The organism is Streptomyces sp. NPDC052701 (assembly GCF_040678355.1).
Classification (GTDB): Bacteria; Actinomycetota; Actinomycetes; order Streptomycetales; family Streptomycetaceae; genus Streptomyces.
Genome location: NZ_JBFATO010000006.1, coordinates 214939 through 233935 on the forward strand (window position 1 = coordinate 214939; position 18997 = coordinate 233935).

16 protein-coding genes are annotated in these 18997 nt (G+C 71.7%); 5 read left to right on the forward strand and 11 right to left on the reverse strand.

The annotated features are described in order from the left end of the window. Positions 1-244 precede the first annotated feature (244 nt). Positions 245-772 carry a universal stress protein gene (locus AB0L29_RS10655; RefSeq protein WP_365825477.1) on the forward strand — a complete coding sequence of 176 codons (528 nt, stop codon included), beginning with the start codon at positions 245-247 and terminating at the stop codon, positions 770-772. 187 nt (positions 773-959) lie between these two features. Here the strand turns inward: AB0L29_RS10655 and glmS are convergent, their stop codons facing one another. The 3 genes from glmS to AB0L29_RS10670 form a co-directional block, all read right to left on the reverse strand. Further along, entirely contained in the window at positions 960-2777 is a 1818-nt protein-coding gene (gene glmS, locus AB0L29_RS10660; protein WP_365825479.1) for a glutamine--fructose-6-phosphate transaminase (isomerizing), read from the reverse strand. Positions 2778-2789: 12 nt separating this feature from the next. Next, on the reverse strand, positions 2790-3047 hold the full coding sequence (locus tag AB0L29_RS10665; RefSeq protein WP_365825609.1) for a hypothetical protein: 258 nt from the start codon (positions 3045-3047) through the stop codon (positions 2790-2792). A 96-nt stretch (positions 3048-3143) separates the two neighbouring features. Then, on the reverse strand, positions 3144-4025 hold the full coding sequence (locus tag AB0L29_RS10670) for a DUF4429 domain-containing protein (RefSeq protein ID WP_365825481.1): 882 nt from the start codon (positions 4023-4025) through the stop codon (positions 3144-3146). Between the two features lie 80 nt (positions 4026-4105). Here AB0L29_RS10670 and AB0L29_RS10675 point away from each other — a divergent pair, with 80 nt between their 5' ends. After that, positions 4106-5689 carry a beta-N-acetylhexosaminidase gene (locus tag AB0L29_RS10675; protein WP_365825483.1) on the forward strand — a complete coding sequence of 528 codons (1584 nt, stop codon included), beginning with the start codon at positions 4106-4108 and terminating at the stop codon, positions 5687-5689. Positions 5690-5772: 83 nt separating this feature from the next. Here the strand turns inward: AB0L29_RS10675 and AB0L29_RS10680 are convergent, their stop codons facing one another. From AB0L29_RS10680 to AB0L29_RS10715, 8 genes are all read right to left on the reverse strand, one after another. After that, positions 5773-7542, reverse strand: a complete 1770-nt coding sequence (locus AB0L29_RS10680; protein ID WP_365825485.1) for an IucA/IucC family siderophore biosynthesis protein — start codon at positions 7540-7542, stop codon at positions 5773-5775. Further along, the gene (locus AB0L29_RS10685; RefSeq protein ID WP_365825487.1) at positions 7539-8081 is read right to left on the reverse strand and encodes a GNAT family N-acetyltransferase; all 543 of its coding nucleotides are present in this window, start codon (positions 8079-8081) and stop codon (positions 7539-7541) included. The genes AB0L29_RS10680 and AB0L29_RS10685 overlap by 4 nt, the downstream gene beginning before the upstream one ends. Further along, entirely contained in the window at positions 8078-9379 is a 1302-nt protein-coding gene (locus AB0L29_RS10690) for a lysine N(6)-hydroxylase/L-ornithine N(5)-oxygenase family protein (protein ID WP_365825489.1), read from the reverse strand. The genes AB0L29_RS10685 and AB0L29_RS10690 overlap by 4 nt, the downstream gene beginning before the upstream one ends. Further along, on the reverse strand, positions 9363-10805 hold the full coding sequence (desA, locus tag AB0L29_RS10695) for a lysine decarboxylase DesA (protein WP_365825491.1): 1443 nt from the start codon (positions 10803-10805) through the stop codon (positions 9363-9365). Before desA ends, AB0L29_RS10690 begins: the two co-directional genes overlap by 17 nt. A gap of 163 nt (positions 10806-10968) precedes the next feature. Continuing rightward, positions 10969-11826: a siderophore-interacting protein gene (locus AB0L29_RS10700; protein WP_365825492.1), complete on the reverse strand. Its 858-nt coding sequence runs from the start codon at positions 11824-11826 to the stop codon at positions 10969-10971. 42 nt (positions 11827-11868) lie between these two features. Next, complete coding sequence (locus AB0L29_RS10705; RefSeq protein ID WP_365825494.1) at positions 11869-12918, reverse strand: ABC transporter substrate-binding protein; 1050 nt, start codon at positions 12916-12918, stop codon at positions 11869-11871. A 249-nt stretch (positions 12919-13167) separates the two neighbouring features. After that, positions 13168-13758 carry a Uma2 family endonuclease gene (locus AB0L29_RS10710; protein ID WP_365825611.1) on the reverse strand — a complete coding sequence of 197 codons (591 nt, stop codon included), beginning with the start codon at positions 13756-13758 and terminating at the stop codon, positions 13168-13170. 49 nt (positions 13759-13807) lie between these two features. Then, the gene (locus AB0L29_RS10715) at positions 13808-14407 is read right to left on the reverse strand and encodes a TetR/AcrR family transcriptional regulator (RefSeq protein ID WP_365825496.1); all 600 of its coding nucleotides are present in this window, start codon (positions 14405-14407) and stop codon (positions 13808-13810) included. Between the two features lie 86 nt (positions 14408-14493). On the opposite strand from AB0L29_RS10715, the gene AB0L29_RS10720 reads away from it, so the two are divergent. From AB0L29_RS10720 to AB0L29_RS10730, 3 genes are read left to right on the forward strand one after another with little or no spacing between them, the layout of a single operon-like run. Further along, positions 14494-16110 carry a carboxyl transferase domain-containing protein gene (locus AB0L29_RS10720; protein WP_365825498.1) on the forward strand — a complete coding sequence of 539 codons (1617 nt, stop codon included), beginning with the start codon at positions 14494-14496 and terminating at the stop codon, positions 16108-16110. Positions 16111-16127: 17 nt separating this feature from the next. After that, entirely contained in the window at positions 16128-18047 is a 1920-nt protein-coding gene (locus AB0L29_RS10725; RefSeq protein WP_365825500.1) for a biotin carboxylase N-terminal domain-containing protein, read from the forward strand. Beyond that, entirely contained in the window at positions 18044-18994 is a 951-nt protein-coding gene (locus AB0L29_RS10730; RefSeq protein ID WP_365825502.1) for a hydroxymethylglutaryl-CoA lyase, read from the forward strand. The genes AB0L29_RS10725 and AB0L29_RS10730 overlap by 4 nt, the downstream gene beginning before the upstream one ends. Positions 18995-18997 lie beyond the last annotated feature (3 nt).

The following is an 18997-nucleotide window of genomic DNA, read 5'->3' on the forward strand; positions in this document are numbered from 1 at the left end:
TCGCTGCCTCCCTGCCGGGGAGGGGCGGATCCCGCGCGAACCGCTGTACGGCGCAGCAACCATTGCGTTGCGGGCGCCCCCTCGTGCATGCTCCGGGGAACCCGCGCGGTGGGCGCGCGGGCCCTGGGCGAAGGAGGCGTGCCGCCGTACCCTTGGGGGTATGGGGTCGGGAAGATGATTCCCGGACACGGCTCCGCCGCACCCGGTCGTCCCACCCGACAAGGATCACAACGCCGAGACAGCCATGGCCGGTCACGAATTCTTCGAACCCGCGGACCGCAAGCGGCCGGTCGCCGACCCGACGGCGGCCGATCCCCTGGCGGCGGAAGAGCCGCGCCACGCGTGCGACCCCGCCTTCAGGCACGGCGTGGTCGTCGGCTTCGACGGCTCCACCTCCAGTGAACGCGCCCTCGCGTACGCCATCGGCATGGCACAGCGCTCCGGTTCGGGCCTGATCATCGTCCACGTCGCCAACCGGCTGCCCACCACGGTGTGGGCCGGCTGCGAGCCGCCGGTCTTCGTCGACGTCCCCGACCACCGCACCGAGGTGCTGGGACTGGAGCTCGCGTGCGCGGACTACCTCGCCGAGGTGCCCTGGATCCTGGTCGAGCGCGGCGGTGACATCTGCCACGAACTCGAAGAGGTGGGCCGGGAGTACGAGGCCGACGCGATCGTCGTCGGCTCCACGCACGGCATCGCCGGCCGGATCTTCGGCTCCGTCGCCGGGCGGCTGGCCAAGCGGGCGCAGCGGCCCGTCGTCGTCATTCCGTGACCCGCCCGCCCTCCTGGGCGTGACGAGGCCGGGCCGGTCCCCGCGTCCCCGTGTCACCGCGCCCACGCGGGGGAGGGACCCGCGGTGCTCGCGCACCGGCCGCGGGGCGCGGGCGGCCCCGGCACGGCGGAGCGGACCCCCGCGTGTCCGGTGGTGACACGCGGGGGTCCGCTCCTTCCGGCCCGCGTTACTCCACCGTCACGGACTTCGCCAGGTTCCGCGGCTTGTCGATGTCCCGGCCCAGGGCCAGGGCCGTGTGGTACGCGAGGAGTTGCAGCGGGATGCCCATGAGGATCGGGTCGAGCTCGTCCTCGTTCTTCGGGACGACGACGGTGTGGTCGGCCTTCTCCTGCTCCTGGTGGGCGACGGCCAGGATCCGGCCCTGACGGGCCTTGATCTCCTCCATGGCCGCGCGGTTCTTCTCCAGCAGGTCGTCGTCCGGGACGATCGCGACCGTCGGCAGGGCGGGCTCGATCAGTGCCAGCGGGCCGTGCTTGAGCTCGGAGGCCGGGTAGGCCTCGGCGTGGATGTACGAGACCTCCTTGAGCTTCAGGGAGGCCTCGCGGGCCACCGGGTAGCCCCGCACGCGGCCGATGAAGAGCATCGAGCGGGCCTCGGCGTACTGCAGGGCCAGCTTCCTGATCTCCTCCTCCTGCTCCAGGATCTCGGCGATCTGCCCCGGCAGCCTGCGCAGGCCCTCGATGATCCGCTTGCCGTCCCGCACGGACAGGTCGCGGGTGCGGCCCAGGTGCAGGGCGAGCAGGGCGAAGGCGACGGTGGTGTTGGTGAAGCACTTGGTGGACACCACGCAGACCTCCGGGCCGGCGTGGACGTAGATGCCGCCGTCCGCCTCGCGGGCGATCGCGGAGCCGACCACGTTGACCACGCCCAGCACCCGGGCGCCCTTGCGCTTGAGCTCCTGCACGGCCGCCAGCACGTCGTACGTCTCACCGGACTGGGAGACCGCGATGTAGAGGGTGTCGGGGTCGACGACGGCGTTGCGGTAGCGGAACTCGGAGGCCGGCTCGGCGTCGGCGGGGATGCGGGCCAGCTCCTCGATCATCTGGGCGCCGATCATGCCCGCGTGGTACGAGGTGCCGCAGCCGAGGATCTTCACCCGGCGGATCCGGCGCGCCTCGCGGGCGTCCAGGTTCAGGCCGCCGAGGTGCACGGTGGAGAAGCGGTCGTCGATGCGGCCGCGCAGCACGCGGTCCACGGCGTCGGCCTGCTCGTGGATCTCCTTGTGCATGTAGGTGTCGTGGCCGCCCATGTCGTAGGAGGCCGCCTCCCACTCCACGGTGGTCGGCTCGGACGTGGTGCGGGTGCCCTCGGTGGTGTAGGTGCGGAAGTCGTCCGCCTTGAGGGTGGCCATCTCGCCGTCGTCGAGGGTGACGATCTGGCGCGTGTGGGCGACCAGGGCGGCGATGTCGGAGGCGACGAACATCTCCTTCTCGCCGATGCCGAGCACGACCGGGGAGCCGTTGCGGGCGACGACGATCCGGTCGGGGAAGTCGGCGTGCAGCACGGCGATGCCGTACGTGCCCTCGATGAGCCGGAGGGTCTCGCGGACCTTGTCCTCCAGCTTCTCCGCCTGCGAGCGGGCGATGAGGTGGACGAGGACCTCGGTGTCGGTCTCGGAGAGGAACTCCACGCCGTCCGCCTCCAGCTTGCGGCGCAGGTCGGCGGCGTTGTCGATGATGCCGTTGTGGACGACGGCGACCTTGCCCTCGGCGTCCAGGTGCGGGTGGGCGTTGACGTCGGAGGGAGCGCCGTGGGTGGCCCAGCGGGTGTGGGCTATGCCGGTGGTGCCCTTGAAGCGGGCGGGCACCTTGGCCTCCAGGTCGCGGACCCGGCCCTTGGCCTTGACCGTCCTCAGGCCGGCGGCCTTCGGGGACGTGACGGCGATGCCCGCGGAGTCGTAGCCGCGGTACTCCAGGCGCTGCAGGCCTTCGAGGAGCAGCGGTGCCACGTCCCGCTTACCGATGTATCCGACGATTCCGCACATGTATGGGTATTCCTAGCCGTAGACGATCCGCCGCAGCTGCCGGAGCGTGAGCTCCGGCGGTGCCACGGCGCGGTACCTGAGATCCGCCTCGATCCGTTCGAAGATCGCCGCGTTGACCAGGCCCTGGGCCTGGAGCTCGCGGTGGCGGCGACGGACGTACTCCTCGGTCGTCTCGTCGAAGTAGGCGAGCACGTCCTGGACCACGCGCAGCGCCTCGCCCCGGCTGAGGGGCGTGGACCGCGTCAGATGATCAACGAGTTCGTCGTGCACCCGGTAGATCCTGAGGTAAGGGGCATGGTTTTGCAAGAATCCTGCCCGATTCCGGGCAGGGGCTGGGTGTGATCCCTGTGCGGGCGTCGCATCACCTCACTGCATCCGCTTCAGGACCGCCTGCTTGGCCAGGGTGAACTCCTCCTCCGTCAGGACGCCGTCGCGGTGCAGCTCGCCCAGTTCGCGCAGCCGCCGCAGCAGTGCGTCGTGGTCCTCCGCGCCCGCGGATGCGACGCGCTCCTGGGCTTCGATCTCCCGCGGGGCCGGATCCCCGGCGGCGGCCGGATGGGGCAGCCGGGCCTGCACGGCGGCGGCGACCAGGGCCATCAGCGGGTCCTTCCGGAAGCCCCACAGCTCGACGGCGTTCGGGTCGTACTTGGGCGGCGCCTCGGTGGGCGCGTTCCGCACGGTGAAGCGGAGGCAGCCGTTCTCCAGACCGACCGCCGGGTGCCACTCCACGGCGGCGATGTCGCCCAGCGCCAGGGTGCGGGTGCCGGCGGCGGCCTTGGCGTCCTCCGTCTTCCAGTTCCACTCCAGGCGGACGCGCTCCCCGTCGAAGCTCGCGGTGCCGTCCCCGGCCGACGCGGACAGCGGCACGGACGGGCCCGGCAGCAGGTACTCGCCCACCGGGCCGGACGGCACCTCGTCCAGCAGCAGGGCGTTGCGCACCTCGTCGGTGAAGTACTCGGCGACGCCGTAGCGGTCGGGCTCGACGATCAGCCGGTACGGGTCGTGGGGCTCGGTGAGCCGGCCGCCGGTCGCGTGCAGCAGCGGGTCGGCGCCGTCCCGCAGCCGCAGCCGCAGCCGCCCGGCCTTCTTGCCCTGCTCGAAGGAGATGCCCGCCAACGCCCGGAGCGGGACGACGAGTTCGCCCAGGGTCCTGCGCAACAGGCCGACGTTCTTGTCCCGTCCGGGAGTCAGGCGCAGGGTGTCGCCGTCGAAGGCCCAGGTGCCGTCCTTCTGGATGATTTCCGCCATGGGGTGGATTGTTCCACCAGTCCCACGAGAGAGTGGTCCAGACCTCTTGGAGCTCAACGGCTCACGGAAGGAACGGTTTTGTGAGACAGCACCACAGAACGTTGCGCCTTCTCGGTTCCCTGCTGCTCGTCGCGGCGGGTGTCGGCGTCACCGGGGCCGCCCCCGCGCGGGCCGCGGCCCCCACCCCGCTCGACCGGGTCGTCCCGGCCCCCGCCTCGGCCGACCCCGGCGGGTCCCCGTACCGCATCACGCGCGGCACGCGCATCCGCGTCGACGACTCGCGCGAGGTCCGCCGCATCGGCGCCTACCTCGCGGACCTCCTGCGCCCCTCCACCGGCTACCGCCTGCCGGTCACCGCCCACGGCCCGGGAGGCATCCGGCTGCGGCTGGTGAAGGGCGGGTTCCCGGCCGAGGGCTACCGCCTGGACAGCGACCGCCGGAGCGTCACGATCAGCGCCGGCTCGCCCGCCGGCCTGTTCCACGGCGTGCAGACCCTGCGTCAGCTCCTGCCGGCGGCCGTCGAGAAGGACTCCGTGCAGCCGGGCCCCTGGCTGGTCGCGGGCGGCACCGTCGAGGACGCCCCGCGCTACGGCTGGCGCGGCGCCATGCTCGACGTCTCCCGCCACTTCCTCACCGTCGAGGAGGTCAAGCGCTACATCGACCAGCTCGCCCTCTACAAGTTCAACAAGCTGCACCTGCACCTCAGCGACGACCAGGGCTGGCGCATCGCCGTCGACTCCTGGCCGCGCCTGGCCGCCCACGGCGGCTCGACCGAGGTCGGCGGCGGCCCCGGCGGCCACTACACCAAGGCCGACTACCGGGAGATCGTCCGGTACGCCGCCTCCCGGTACCTGGAGGTCGTCCCCGAGATCGACATGCCGGGCCACACCAACGCGGCCCTCGCCTCCTACGCCGAGCTGAACTGCGACGGCGTGGCACCCCCGCTCTACACCGGCACCGCGGTCGGCTTCAGCTCGCTGTGCGTGGACAAGGAGATCACCTACGACTTCGTGGACGACGTGGTCCGCGAACTCGCCGCGCTCACCCCCGGCCGCTACCTCCACATCGGCGGCGACGAGGCGCACTCCACCAGCCACGCCGACTACGTGAGGTTCATGGACCGGGTGCAGCCGGTCGTCGCGAAGTACGGCAAGACGGTCGTCGGCTGGCACCAGCTGACCGGCGCCACCCCCGCGAAGGGCGCGCTCGCCCAGTACTGGGGCCTGGACGGCACCGGCGCCGGGGAGAAGGAGCAGGTGGCGAGGGCCGCGCGCGGCGGCACGGGGCTGATCCTGTCCCCGGCCGACCGGGTCTACCTCGACATGAAGTACACCGAGGACACCCCGCTGGGCCTGTCCTGGGCCGGATACGTGGAGGTGCGGCGGTCCTACGACTGGGACCCGGGCGCCTATCTGCCGGGCGTGCCCGCCTCGGCGGTCCGCGGGGTCGAGGCGCCGCTGTGGACGGAGACGATCGAGAATTCCGCCCACGTCGAGCAGATGGCCTTCCCCCGGCTGCCCGGCGTCGCCGAGCTGGGCTGGTCGCCGGCGGCCACGCACGACTGGGAGGAGTACCGGGTGCGGCTCGCGGCGCAGGGGCCGCGCTGGGACGCGCTGGGCATCGGGTACTACCGGTCGCCCCAGGTGCCCTGGCCGACGGCCTGAGTGCCCCGGCCGACGGCCCGGGCAACGCGCGACGGGCACCCCGGAGGACCGTACTCCGGGGTGCCCGCCCGTTTGCGGAGGGCCTACCGGCCCGCGATCGGGTTCTTCAGCGTGCCGACCAGCTGGAGCGCGCCGGACGGGTCGGCCAGGTCCACCATCTGCCGGTTGTTGCGCAGCTGGAGGCGGTTGAGGCAGGACAGCGCGAACTCGGGCGCGAACATGTCGTACTGCGCGAACTTGTCGGCGAGTTCGGGCACCGACTCCTGGTACTCGCGGGTGACCTCCGCGACCGTGCGCCAGAAGTCGTCCTCGGGGAGGATCCCCTCGGCGGCGAGGTTCGCGGCGAGGAAGCGGAAGAAGCAGTCGAAGACGTCCGTGAAGATCGACAGGAGCTTCGTGTCGTCGGGGACCTCGACCCGGATCCGGGCGACCTCGGGCGGCAGCACGGCGTCCGGGTCCATGACCGCGATCTCCTCGGCGATGTCCTTGTAGATCGCGCGCCGCACGACCCCGTCCTCCAGCACCAGGATGACGTTCTCGCCGTGCGGCATGTAGACCAGGTCGTAGGCGTAGAAGCTGTGCAGCAGCGGGGTGTAGTACGCCCGCAGGTAGCGGCGCAGCCACTCCTTCGGGGCCAGTCCCGACCGCTCGATCAGCGCGCCCGCGAAGGACGCCCCCTCGTGGTCGACGTGCAGCAGGGAGGCCATGGTCGCCAGCGTCTCGCCCTCCCGCAGCGAGGGCACCGGGCTCTCCCGCCACAGCGCGGCGAGCATCTTGCGGTACGGCGAGTAGCGGTCGGTCGCCTTCTCGTACTCCAGGTGCCGGTAGCCGACGGCCGCCCGCTCCCGGATGATCGACAGGCCCGTCGCCTTCAGCACCGGGTCGCCCTCGATGAGCTGGGCCAGCCAGTCGTTGATCGCCGGGGTGGCCTCCATGTAGGCGGCCGACAGCCCGCGCATGAAGCCCATGTTGAGGACGGACAGGGCCGTCTTCACGTAGTGCTTCTCGGGGTGCGAGGTGTTGAAGAAGGTCCGGATGGACTGCTGGGCCAGGTACTCGTCGTCGCCCTCGCCCAGGCAGACCAGGTGCCTGCGGGCGACCTCGGCGGCGAAGGTGACGGTGAGCTTGTTCCACCACTGCCAGGGGTGGACGGGGACGAGGAGGTAGTCGGCCGGGTCCAGGCCCTGGCCGCGCAGGACGCCGTGGAAGCGCTCGACGGTCTCCTCGCCCAGCTCCTGCCGCACGAACGACTCGTACTCGATGCCGGCGCCGGCCGTGAAGGCGGCCCGGGAGCGGTGGGCGGCCAGCCAGACCAGGCGGACGGGGCTCGCGGTCTCCGGCGCGTACGACAGGTACTCGTGGACGCCGAAGCCGAGCCGCCCGTTGTTGGCGACGAAGCAGGGGTGGCCCTCGGTCATGCCGGTCTCGACGTCCTGGAAGCCGCTCCTGGCCAGCTCGGCGGAGGTCACCTTCGGCTTGGTGAGCTTGTAGCAGGTGCCGGAGAGCGTGGAGGAGATCTCCTCCAGGTAGACGGGGAGGATCTCGTCGCTCAGGCCCAGGGACTCCTTCAGTTCGACGAAGAAGTCCAGGGCGGCGAGCGGGAGTCCGGCGCCGTCCCGGTGCCGGGTGATCGAGCCGGCGTCCACCTGCCAGTGGTCCAGGGCGCGGCGGACGGCGCGGAAGCGGTACGAGGTCAGGCCGTCGTCGCTGCGGACGACGTACTCCTGCCCGTCCCGCTCCGGCGTGATCAGCCGCTCGTGCGCGAACTCGGCGAGCGCCTTGCGGAGCAGGAGCCGGTTGGCCTGCTCCCAGCGCTCGGGGGAGAGGTGGGCGACCGCGTCGGCGAGGGTCATGCGCGCACCGCCCTCTCGAACTGCTCGCGGGTGCAGAAACTCAGCAACGCCTTCTTCTCCGGTTTCTGGATCTCGCGCTCGGGAACGAAGCCGACGGCCTCGTTCAGGGCGTGCACCGCCTTGTTGTCCACGTCCGGCTCGACGACCACGCGCCGGGTCGCCGGGTCCTGGAACAGGAACTCCATCACGGCGGTGATGACGGCCCTGGTGAACCCGTGGACCGGCCGGTCCGTCGGCGCGACCAGGAAGTGCATGCCGACGTCGCCGGGCTGCGGCTCGTACAGGCCGACCAGCTCGCGGTGGGCGGGGTCGTACTTCTCCATCAGGAAGGCCGGCTCGCCGTCGTGCAGCCCGAGGTAGGCGTGGTGGTGCTCGTCGGCGGCGATCTCCAGGTAGGCGCGCTCGACGTCCTGGAGCCGCGCGTCCTGCATCATCCAGAACGCGGCCTTGGGGTGGGTGACCCAGCCGTGCAGCAGCCCGGCGTCCTTCAGGGGGTCGAGGGGGCGCAGGGCGAGGGTGCCGACGGTGGTGGCGCTCATACGGCGAACTCCTGGAAGGCGATGCTCTTCTCGACCGGGTAGTACTCGCTGCCCAGCAGCTCACGGATGATGTACGCGTTCCGGTACGCGCCCATGCCCAGGTCGGGGCTGGTGATGCTGTGGGTGTGGACGCCGGCGTTCTGCAGGAACACCCCTCTGCCGGTGACGTCGACGGCGTAGTTGCGGGCGACGTCGAAGCGGCCGTGGCCGTCGAAGCGGAGGCGGTCGCGGATCGGGTCGAGGAAGGCCGGCGGCTCGTAGTGGTAGCCGGTGGCCAGCACCAGGCCCTCGGTGCGGATCTCGAAGTCCTTGTCCTGCTCGTCCTGGTGGAAGCCGAGCGTGTAACCGCCGTCCTCGTACCGGGCCGAGGTCAGGGAGGAGTTGGTGAGCAGCCGGGTGGGGACGCCGCGGCCGCCGCTCTCGACGTTCTTCTGGTACAGCAGGTCGAAGATCGCGTCGATCAGGTCCGAGTTGATGCCCTTGAACAGGCCCTTCTGCTGCTTCTCCAGCCGGTAGCGGGTCTCCTCGGGCAGCGCGCGGAAGTAGTCGATGTAGTCCGGGGACGTCATCTCCAGCGTCAGCTTGGTGTACTCCAGCGGGAAGAACCGCGGGGAGCGGGTGACCCAGTTGAGCCGGTAGCCGTGGACGTCGATCCCGGAGAGCAGCTCGTGGTAGATCTCCGCCGCGCTCTGGCCGCTGCCGACGATGGTGATCGACTTCTTGGTGAGCAGCTCCGCCTTGCGGTGCATGTACTGCGCGTTGTGGAACAGGTCGCCCTCCAGGCCGCGGCACGGCTCCGGGACGAAGGGCACGGTGCCGGTGCCCAGGACCAGGTGGCGGGCGCGGTGGGTGTCACCGGCGGCCGTCCGCACCGCGTACAGCCCGTCGGCCTCGTCGTACGTCACCTCGGTGACGGTCGTGCCGAAGCGGACGCTGCTCAGCTTGGAGGCGGCCCAGCGGCAGTAGTCGTCGTACTCCACCCGCAGCGGGTAGAAGTTCTCGCGGATGTAGAACGAGTACAGCCGGCCCTTCTCCTTCAGGTAGTTGAGGAAGGAGTAGGGGGACGTCGGGTCGGCGAGGGTGACCAGGTCCGACATGAACGGCGTCTGGAGGTGGGCGCCGTCGAGGAACATGCCGGCGTGCCACGCGAAGTCGGGCTTCGACTCCAGGAAGAGACCGTCCAGTTCGGCGATGGGCTCGGTCAGGCACGCCAGTCCGAGGTTGAAGGGGCCGAGCCCGATCCCCACGAAGTCGTAGGTCTTGTCGGTGGACGCAGCGGCTTCAGGAAGCGCGGTCAAGGGATTCTCCCAGGTACTGCTCGGCGTGGCCGGCGATCAGATCGAGGACGGCGGTGATGTCGGCCGTCGTGGTCTCGGGGTTGAGCAGGGTGAACTTCAGGTAGTGGCGCCCGGCGACCTTGGTGCCCGCGACGACGGCGTCGCCCGAGGCGAACAGGGCCTTGCGGGCGTGGAGGTTGGCCCGGTCGATCTCGGCGGGGTCGGTGACGGACGCCGGGACGTAGCGGAAGACCAGGGTGGACAGGCTCGGCTCGACGACCACGTCGAAGCGCGGGTCGGCGGCCAGCAGCTCCCAGCCCTCCCGCGCGAGGTCGCACACCTCGTCGAAGAGCTGCCCGATGCCGTCGGCGCCCATCACGCGCAGGGTCACCCACAGCTTGAGCGCGTCGAAGCGGCGGGTGGTCTGCAGGGACTTGTCCACCTGGTTGGGGATGCGTTCCTGCACCATGCGGCGCGGGTTGAGGTACTCGGCGTGGTAGGTGGCGTGACGGAGCGTCGAGGCGTCCTTGACGAGCACGGCCGACGAACTCACCGGCTGGAAGAAGGACTTGTGGTAGTCGACGGTGACGGAGTCGGCGTGCTCGATGCCGGCCAGGCGGTCCCGGTACTTCAGGGAGGCGAGCAGACCGCAGCCGTAGGCGGCGTCGACGTGCATCCAGGCGTCGAACTGCTCGCACAGCCCGGCGATCTCGGGCAGCGGGTCGATGGAGCCGAAGTCGGTGGTGCCGGCGGTGGCGACGACGGCCATCGGGACGAGGCCGTCCCGCCTGCAGCGCTCCAGCTCGCGGGCGAGCGCGACGGTCTGCATCCGCTTGTCGTGGTCGACGGGGACCGAGACCACGGCGTCCTGGCCGAGGCCGAGCAGTTTCGCCGACTTCTGCACGCTGAAGTGGCTGACCTCGGAGGCGAAGACGCGCAGTCTCGCCAGGTCGTCGGTCTTGGCCTCCTCGCGGGCCAGCAGCAGCGCCTGGAGGTTGGACTGGGTGCCGCCGGAGGTGAACACGCCGTCGGCGGCCGGGCCGAGGCCGATGCGGCCGGCCGTCCAGTCGATCAGTTTGCGCTCGATGAGGGTGCCGCCGGCCGACTGGTCCCAGGTGTCCAGGGAGGAGTTGACGGCGGACAGGACGGCCTCGCCGAGCACGGCCGGGATGACGACCGGGCAGTTGAGGTGGGCCAGGTAGCGGGGGTGGTGGAAGTAGACCGCGTCCCGGAGGTAGACGTCCTCCAGTTCGTCGAGCACCGCGGTGGTGTCGTGCAGCGGCTGGTCGAGGTCGATCTCGTCGATGCGGGGAGCGAGGGCGTCGACCGTGACGCCGGTGAACGGCCGGTCGGTGGTGGCGAGTTTTGCGGCCACCCGCTCGACTCCTTGGGTCACGGAGCGGCGGTACTGCTCCGCGGTGGTGTCGTTGAGCAGGTGCGAGCGCATGTGGGGGTCCTCCGGTGGGGACAGTCCGGTGCGGGACGGAAACGGGGTCGAGCCACAAGTTCGACTTAGGTTAGCCTAACCTAAGTAACCCTTGCCAGACCCCGTCCCCGCCGTGACCGCGATCACTGCGGCCTCAGGGGCGACGGACAGGCGCGGAGGGCAACTACTCGCCCTGCTCGCGCAGTTGTTCCTCCGTCAGGCCCTGGCGCCAGTAGCCCACGAACGTGACCGACCGGCGGTCGATCCCGCGCTCGCCCACGAAGTGCCGGCGCAGCTGCTTCACGCAGCCCGACTCGCCCGCGATCCAGACGTACGGCCGCTCGGCGCGCGGCAGTTCGGCGGCGCGCAGCACGTCGAGGGCCGCGGGGGAGCTCCCGGCGCGGTGCTCGTCCCGCACCAGCCAGGTGATCTCGGCGTCGGCCTCGGTGGCGAGGTCCTGGATGTCCCCGGCGCGGGGGACCTCCAGCCAGACCCGGGCGCGGGTGCCGGCCGGCAGCGACTCGACGATGGCCGAGACGGCCGGGACGGCGGTCTCGTCGCCCCACACGAGCACCAGGTCGGTTCCCTCCGGCGGCCGGAAGCGGATCGCCCGGTTGTCCGCGACCGCCGGACCGAGCAGCAGCACCCGGTCGCCGGCGGCGGCCCCGGCGGCCCACCGGGAGGCGGGACCGGCCAGGGTGCCGGAGCCCGGCTCCACGCCGTGCAGCGCGAAGTCGATGTCGATCTCGTCGGGGTTCCGCCGCAGGGCCCGCAGCGTGTACGAGCGCATCACGGCCCGTACGTCGTCCGGGAGTTCCCGCCAGCCCTGCCACCATCCGTCGCCGAGCTCCAGCGGGACGACCGGCTCGCTCTGCCCCGGATGCGGCAGGAACAGCGACAGCGACTGGTCGCGCCCGTCGGAGTGGAAGGCGTGCAGATCCGGTCCCGCGAAGGTGACCCGGAGCAGCGACGGGCCGAGCCGCCTCGTCCGCACGACCTGGAGGGAGAAGAAACGGAACGGGGCGGCCACGGCCGTCGTCATGGGTGCTCCCGATGCTTCGTCAGGGGGCTGAGGGGGTGGGGGTCAGCTGACCTTCTTGGCCGTCTCGATGGCCTTGGCGAGGTTCTCGACCAGTGGGGCGCACTTGTCGTAGGACAGGATCGGCTCGGCGGAGCGGGGAATGACCTGGCCGGCCTTGACCGCGGGCAGTTTCTTCCAGGTCGCCTCGGTGATGTCGGCGGGCTGGATGGCCGAGGAGCGGTCGTCCATCATGATGATGTCGGCCCGGTACTTGTCGACGTTCTCCCAGCTCAGGGACTCGAACCAGCCGCCGCCCTCGGACTTGGCCTTCTCCGGCGGCTCGACGAAGTTCACGCCGAGCGCCTTGAAGTACTCCAGGTCGACGGAAAGGTTGGTGCCGGAGACGTAGAACAGCTCCTGGCTGGCGGAACCGGCCATCACCTTGATGTCGGGGTGCGCCTTGGCGGCCTTGCGCAGCCGCTCCGAGGCCTCCTCGAAGCGCTTCTTGGCGTCGGTGGCCTTGGCGGCCTTCATGTCCGCGCCGAGCGACTCGGCCAGCTCCCACACGCGCTGCAGGGGCGCGGTCAGCTGGCGGTCGTAGACGGAGATGCCCACGCTCGGGGCGAGCTTGGCGATCTTCTCCTTGGAGGCCTCGGGGACGTACCAGAGGGTGCCGGCGTCGTCGAACATCGTGCTGATCAGGACGTCGGGCGCGAGGGTCGCGTACTTCTCGACGTTGAACTGGTCCCAGGCGTTGCCGAGGACGGTCACCTTGCTGACGTCCATGTCGCCGGCCTGGACGTCGGCCTTGCCGTCCGCGGTCCTGGTCGGGCCGAAGACGCCCTTGACCTGGACGCCGTAGTCGTGGAGGGCCGCGGCGACACCCGTGAAGGCCACGATGTTCGCGGGGACCTTGTCGAGCTTCACGGTGGTGCCGCGGTCGTCCTTGAAGGTCCAGGGGCCGGACTTGGCCTTGCCCGCCGCCGTCGAGTCCGAGCCGCCGTCCTTCTTGTCGCTGCCGCCGCACGCGGTCACGAGGGCGCCGAGGCCGAGGGCGCCGCCGGAGGCGAGGAGTCCGCGACGGGAGAAGCGGGCGGTTCTGGCATTCGACATGGGTGGATCTGCTTTCGTGCGTACGGGGCCACGGCGTGCGCGCCGATTGGGCCATGTGGCTGAGCAGCCTTAGGTTAGCCTAACCTCACGTCTTGTCCAGAGGGCGTCCGGTACACAGTGCCCCGGTGACGGACCGGTGATGCGCCGGCGTGCGGTCGTCCCCGTCACACGCCGGACGCGGGCGGCGCCGCTCCCGCCGGCGCCGCCCGCGTTCCCGGGGCTTCGCGCGGGGCGGCCGGGGGCGGGCCCTCAGGCCGCCCCGTCCCCGTCCGCGTTCCTGCCGTAGCGGCGGAACGCGGACGTCTCCACCGTCCACGGGCCGAACGGCACCGGATCGCCGTAGATGTAGGAGTCCTTGCGGGTGTAGCGCCCCTTGCACGGATCGGAGTGCACCTCGATCGTGCCGGTGCGCGGATCGACGATCAGGTAGTGGGCGATGCCCATGGCCGGGTAGTCGGCGAGCTTCTCGACGTAGTCGTTGTGGGGGTTGGACGGGGGGACGATCTCGACGACCGCCAGGACCTCCGCCGCATCGACGGCGAGGCCCTCCTCGTCGAGGGTCGCCTCCGGGATGACGACCGCGTCGGGCAGGCGCATGCGGCCGATCGCCGGGTGCTCGATCTCGGGACCGCTGGCGCAGATGCAGCCGGGGTGAGTGCCGAGGAGCTGGTCGTCCAGCTGCTTGCAGATGCGGCGGACCGTGCCCTCGTGACGCTTCGACGGACACGTCATGGCCAGTATCGGGCCGGACGGGCCGATCTCGACGCTCCAGGCGCCTTCGAGCTGCTCGGCGTAGGCCCCGAGCTGCTCGGCGATCGCGCGCATCTTCGCGTAGTCCATGCCCATGGCCCCAAGGCAGTGAGCCGGAGGCCCGCCGGCGGGCCCGTCGTCACGACTGGGCCGCCGCTGCCGCGAGTGCCCCCCGCGCCATCCGGTGCAGCAGCTCCGCCGTCGCGTCCCGCCCCGGCAGCGACCCCGGCCGGCCCAGGTGGGGTGTCGAGTTCAGCAGGCCGAAGACCGAGTGGACCGCCGAACGGGCGGGCGGCTCGGCGAGGGCCGGGTAGACCCTGCGCACCACCCCCACCCACAGCTCGACGTACTGCCGCTGGAACTGGCGCACCAGCTTGCGGTCGCTGTCCCGGAGGCGGTCCAGCTCGCGGTCGTGCAGGGTGATGAGGGGACGGTCGTCGAGCGCGAAGTCGATGTGCCCCTCGATCAGCGAGTCGAGGACCGCCTCCGGGGCCGCCCCGTCGGCCTCCGCCAGGCGTCGCTTCGCACCGGTCAGCAGCTGCCCGCTGATCCCGACCAGCAGCTCCGCGAGCATCGCGTCCTTGCCCGCGAAGTGCCGGTACAGCCCGGGTCCGCTGATGCCGACCGCGGCGCCTATCTCGTCGACCCCGACGCCGTGGAAGCCGCGCTCGGCGAACAGTCGGGCGGCCTCCTTCAGGATCTGCTCGCGGCGGGTGGGGGCGTCGGTTCTGGTGGCCATGGAGGTAATTCTAGACAGCGAGGTTAGCGGTCGTTAACCTGAAGGAAATGCGTTAACGCTCATTAACAAGGTGAGGGGACCGCAGGATGCACGAGGCACCGGAGCTTCACAGCGCGGCAGATCCCGCGTCGGAGGCCTTTCGGGCCAACGAGGAGGCGCACCGCGCCCTCGTCGAGGAGCTGCGCGCCAAACTGGCGGCGGCGCGACTGGGGGGCGGGGAGAAGGCCCGGGCGCGGCACACCGCGCGCGGAAAGCTGCTCCCGCGCGACCGGGTCGACGCCCTCCTCGACCCCGGCTCGCCGTTCCTGGAGCTGGCCCCGCTCGCGGCGGACGGGATGTACGACGGGCAGGCCCCGGCCGCGGGCGTCATCGCGGGCATCGGGCGGGTCTCGGGGCGCGAGTGCGTGATCGTCGCCAACGACGCGACCGTCAAGGGCGGCACGTACTACCCGATGACCGTGAAGAAGCACCTGAGGGCCCAGGAGGTGGCCCTGGAGAACCGGCTTCCCTGTCTGTACCTCGTCGACTCCGGGGGAGCGTTCCTGCCCCTGCAGGACGAGGTCTTCCCGGACCGCGACCACTTCGGCCGGATCTTCTACAACCAGGCCCGCATGTCCGGCGCCGGCATCCCGCAGATCGCGGCCGTGCTCGGCTCCTGCACGGCCGGCGGGGCGTACGTCCCGGCCATGAGCGACGAGGCCGTGATCGTCCGCAACCAGGGCACGATCTTCCTCGGCGGCCCCCCGCTGGTGAAGGCGGCCACCGGGGAGGTCGTCACCGCGGAGGAGCTCGGCGGCGGCGAGGTCCACTCCCGGATCTCCGGCGTCACCGACCACCTCGCCGAGGACGACGCCCACGCGCTGCGGATCGTCCGGACCATCGTCTCGACCCTCCCCGCGCGCGGGACGCCGCCGTGGGAGGTCACCCGGCCGGCCGAACCGAAGGTCGATCCGTACGGGCTCTACGGCGCGGTCCCCGTCGACCCCCGCACCCCCTACGACGTCCGCGAGGTCATCGCGCGCGTGGTCGACGGCTCGCGCTTCGCCGAGTTCAAGTCCGAGTTCGGGCAGACCCTGGTCACCGGCTTCGCCCGGATCCACGGCCACCCGGTCGGCATCGTCGCCAACAACGGCATCCTGTTCGCCGAGTCCGCCCAGAAGGGCGCCCACTTCGTCGAGCTGTGCGACCAGCGCGGGATCCCGCTGGTCTTCCTGCAGAACATCTCCGGCTTCATGGTGGGGCGCGACTACGAGGCGGGCGGCATCGCCAAGCACGGCGCCAAGATGGTCACGGCCGTCGCCTGCACGCGCGTGCCGAAGCTGACGGTGGTGGTCGGCGGCTCGTACGGCGCCGGGAACTACTCCATGTGCGGGCGGGCGTACTCGCCCCGCTTCCTGTGGATGTGGCCCAACGCCAAGATCTCCGTGATGGGCGGCGAGCAGGCCGCCTCGGTCCTCGCCACCGTCAAGCGGGACCAGCTGGAGGCCCGGGGCGAGCAGTGGCCCCCGGAGGAGGAAGAGGCCTTCAAGGCGCCGATCCGCGCCCAGTACGAGCGCCAGGGCAACGCCTACTACGCCACCGCACGCCTGTGGGACGACGGCGTGATCGACCCGCTGGAGACCCGGCAGGTGCTGGGACTGGCCCTGACCGCGTGCGCCAACGCCCCGCTGGGTGACCCCCAGTTCGGCGTCTTCCGGATGTGACAGGGGGACTTGGACAGATGTTCGACACCGTACTCGTGGCCAACCGGGGCGAGATCGCCGTCCGCGTCATCCGCACCCTGCGGGCGATGGGCGTGCGCTCGGTGGCCGTCTTCTCCGACGCGGACGCCGACGCCCGGCACGTGCGCGAGGCCGACACGGCGGTCCGGATCGGACCGGCGCCGGCGGCCGAGAGCTACCTCTGCGTCGAGCGGATCCTCGACGCCGCCGCCCGCAGCGGCGCCCAGGCCGTCCACCCCGGCTACGGCTTCCTCGCCGAGAACGCCGGCTTCGCGCGCGCCTGCGCCGCGGCGGGGCTGGTCTTCATCGGCCCTCCGGCCGACGCGATCTCCCTCATGGGCGACAAGATCCGCGCCAAGGAGACCGTGCGGGCCGCCGGGGTCCCGGTCGTCCCCGGCGGACGCGACCCCGAGCTGGCCGAGGCGGCCCGCGAGCTGGGCGCGCCCGTGCTGCTGAAGCCCTCGGCGGGCGGCGGCGGCAAGGGCATGCGCCTGGTGCGGGACCTGGCCCTGCTGGAGGAGGAGATCGCCGCGGCCCGCCGCGAGGCCCGCGTCTCCTTCGGCGACGACACCCTCCTGGTCGAGCGGTGGATCGACCGCCCCCGGCACATCGAGATCCAGGTCCTGGCCGACGGCCACGGCAACGTCGTCCACCTGGGCGAGCGCGAGTGCTCCCTGCAGCGCCGCCACCAGAAGATCATCGAAGAGGCGCCCTCCGTCCTCCTGGACGAGCGCACCCGCGCGGCGATGGGCGAGGCGGCGGTCCAGGCGGCCCGCTCCTGCGGCTACCGGGGCGCGGGCACGGTGGAGTTCATCGTGTCCGGCGGCGACCCGACGTCGTACTACTTCATGGAGATGAACACCCGTCTGCAGGTGGAGCACCCGGTCACCGAGCTGATCACCGGCCTGGACCTGGTGGAGTGGCAGCTGCGGGTGGCGGCGGGCGAGCCGCTGCTGTTCGGGCAGGACGACGTCCGCCTCACCGGGCACGCGATCGAGGCCCGCATCTGCGCCGAGGACCCCGCCCGCGGATTCCTGCCCTCCGGCGGCACGGTGCTGCGGCTGCACGAGCCGCAGGGCGAGGGGGTCCGCACCGACTCCGGGCTCAGCGAGGGCACCGAGGTCGGCAGCCTGTACGACCCCATGCTCTCCAAGGTGATCGCCTACGGACCCGACCGCGCCACGGCCCTGCGCAGGCTCCGCGCGGCCCTCGCGCGGACGGTGACGCTGGGCGTGCAGACCAACGCCGGGTTCCTGCGCCGGCTGCTGGCGCATCCGGCGGTGGTCGCCGGGGAGCTGGACACCGGGCTGGTGGAGCGGGAGGTGGCGGGGCTCGTCCCCGCCGGCGTACCGGAGGAGGTGTACGAGGCGGCGGCGGCCGTACGGCTGGAGGCGCTGAAGCCGGAGGACGACGGCTGGACCGACCCCTTCTCCGTGCCGAGCGGCTGGCGGCTGGGCGGCGAGCCGAAGCCCGTCACCTTCCACCTGCGGGCCCTCGGCGACCCCGTGGCGTACGTCCCGCGCGGCACCCACACCGTCACCGGCGACCGGGTGTCCGTGACCCTGGACGGCGTCCGCCACACCTTCCACCGCGCCGCCGACTGGCTCGGCCGCGACGGCGACGCCTGGCAGGTGCGCGACCACGACCCGGTCGCCGCGTCCCTGACCCGCGCGGCCCACGCGGGCGCCGACTCCCTCACCGCGCCCATGCCGGGGACGGTCACGGTCGTGAAGGTCGCCGTCGGCGACGAGGTCGCGGCCGGTCAGAGCCTGCTGGTGGTGGAGGCGATGAAGATGGAGCACGTCATCTCCGCCCCGCACGCCGGCACGGTCACCGAACTGGACGTGGCGCCGGGCACGACGGTCGCCATGGACCAGGTGCTGGCCGTCATCGCACCCCGTGGGGAGGAGACGGAATGACAGCCGAGGGCCTTCCCATGGCCGTACCGGCCGAGGGCCTGCCCGCCCGCGTCCGGATCCACGAGGTCGGCGCGCGCGACGGCCTGCAGAACGAGCCGGCGACCGTCCCGACGGAGGTCAAGGCGGAGTTCGTCCGCCGCCTGGCCGGCGCCGGACTGACCACGATCGAGGCGACCAGCTTCGTGCACCCCAAGTGGGTGCCCCAACTGGCGGACGCCGAGCGGCTGTACCCGATGGTCGCCGGCCTGCCGGTGGCGCTCCCGGTCCTCGTCCCCAACGAACGCGGCCTGGACCGGGCGCTGGCGCTCGGCGCCCGCCGCGTGGCCGTCTTCGCCAGCGCCACCGAGTCCTTCGCCAGGGCCAACCTCAACCGCACGGTGGACGAGGCCCTGGCCATGTTCGAGCCGGTGGTGGCGCGCGCGAAGGCGGCGGGCGGCCATGTCCGCGGCTACCTGTCGATGTGCTTCGGCGACCCGTGGGAGGGCGCGGTCCCGGTCCCCCGGGTCGTCCGGGTATGCCGGGCGCTGCTCGACATGGGCTGCGACGAGCTGAGCCTCGGCGACACCATCGGGGTGGCGACCCCGGGCCACGTCACCGCGCTGCTGACGGCGCTGAACGAGGCCGGCGTCCCGACCCCGGCCCTGGGCGTCCACTTCCACGACACCTACGGCCAGGCCCTCGCCAACACCCTGGCCGCGCTCCGGCACGGCGTCACCACCGTCGACGCCTCCGCCGGCGGACTCGGCGGCTGCCCCTACGCCAAGTCCGCCACCGGCAACCTCGCCACCGAAGACCTCGTGTGGATGCTGCGGGGCCTCGGCATCGACACCGGGGTCGACCTCGGCCGTCTCGTCGCCACAAGCGTGTGGATGGCCGATCACCTGGGCCGGCCCAGCCCGTCCCGCACCGTCCGAGCCCTGTCCCACGAGGACTCCGAGGAGCAGTGATCA

Coding starts and splice junctions, on each gene's coding strand:
- AB0L29_RS10710 (WP_365825611.1), bottom strand. CDS start 13,758: ATGGACTACGCGAAGATGCGCGCGATCGCCGAGCAGCTCGGGGCCTAC.
- AB0L29_RS10680 (WP_365825485.1), bottom strand. CDS start 7,542: ATGACCCTCGCCGACGCGGTCGCCCACCTCTCCCCCGAGCGCTGGGAG.
- AB0L29_RS10670 (WP_365825481.1), bottom strand. CDS start 4,025: ATGGCGGAAATCATCCAGAAGGACGGCACCTGGGCCTTCGACGGCGAC.
- glmS (WP_365825479.1), bottom strand. CDS start 2,777: ATGTGCGGAATCGTCGGATACATCGGTAAGCGGGACGTGGCACCGCTG.
- AB0L29_RS10655 (WP_365825477.1), top strand. CDS start 245: ATGGCCGGTCACGAATTCTTCGAACCCGCGGACCGCAAGCGGCCGGTC.
- AB0L29_RS10685 (WP_365825487.1), bottom strand. CDS start 8,081: ATGAGCGCCACCACCGTCGGCACCCTCGCCCTGCGCCCCCTCGACCCC.
- AB0L29_RS10700 (WP_365825492.1), bottom strand. CDS start 11,826: ATGACGACGGCCGTGGCCGCCCCGTTCCGTTTCTTCTCCCTCCAGGTC.
- AB0L29_RS10720 (WP_365825498.1), top strand. CDS start 14,494: ATGCACGAGGCACCGGAGCTTCACAGCGCGGCAGATCCCGCGTCGGAG.
- desA (WP_365825491.1), bottom strand. CDS start 10,805: ATGCGCTCGCACCTGCTCAACGACACCACCGCGGAGCAGTACCGCCGC.
- AB0L29_RS10715 (WP_365825496.1), bottom strand. CDS start 14,407: ATGGCCACCAGAACCGACGCCCCCACCCGCCGCGAGCAGATCCTGAAG.
- AB0L29_RS10705 (WP_365825494.1), bottom strand. CDS start 12,918: ATGTCGAATGCCAGAACCGCCCGCTTCTCCCGTCGCGGACTCCTCGCC.
- AB0L29_RS10730 (WP_365825502.1), top strand. CDS start 18,044: ATGACAGCCGAGGGCCTTCCCATGGCCGTACCGGCCGAGGGCCTGCCC.
- AB0L29_RS10725 (WP_365825500.1), top strand. CDS start 16,128: ATGTTCGACACCGTACTCGTGGCCAACCGGGGCGAGATCGCCGTCCGC.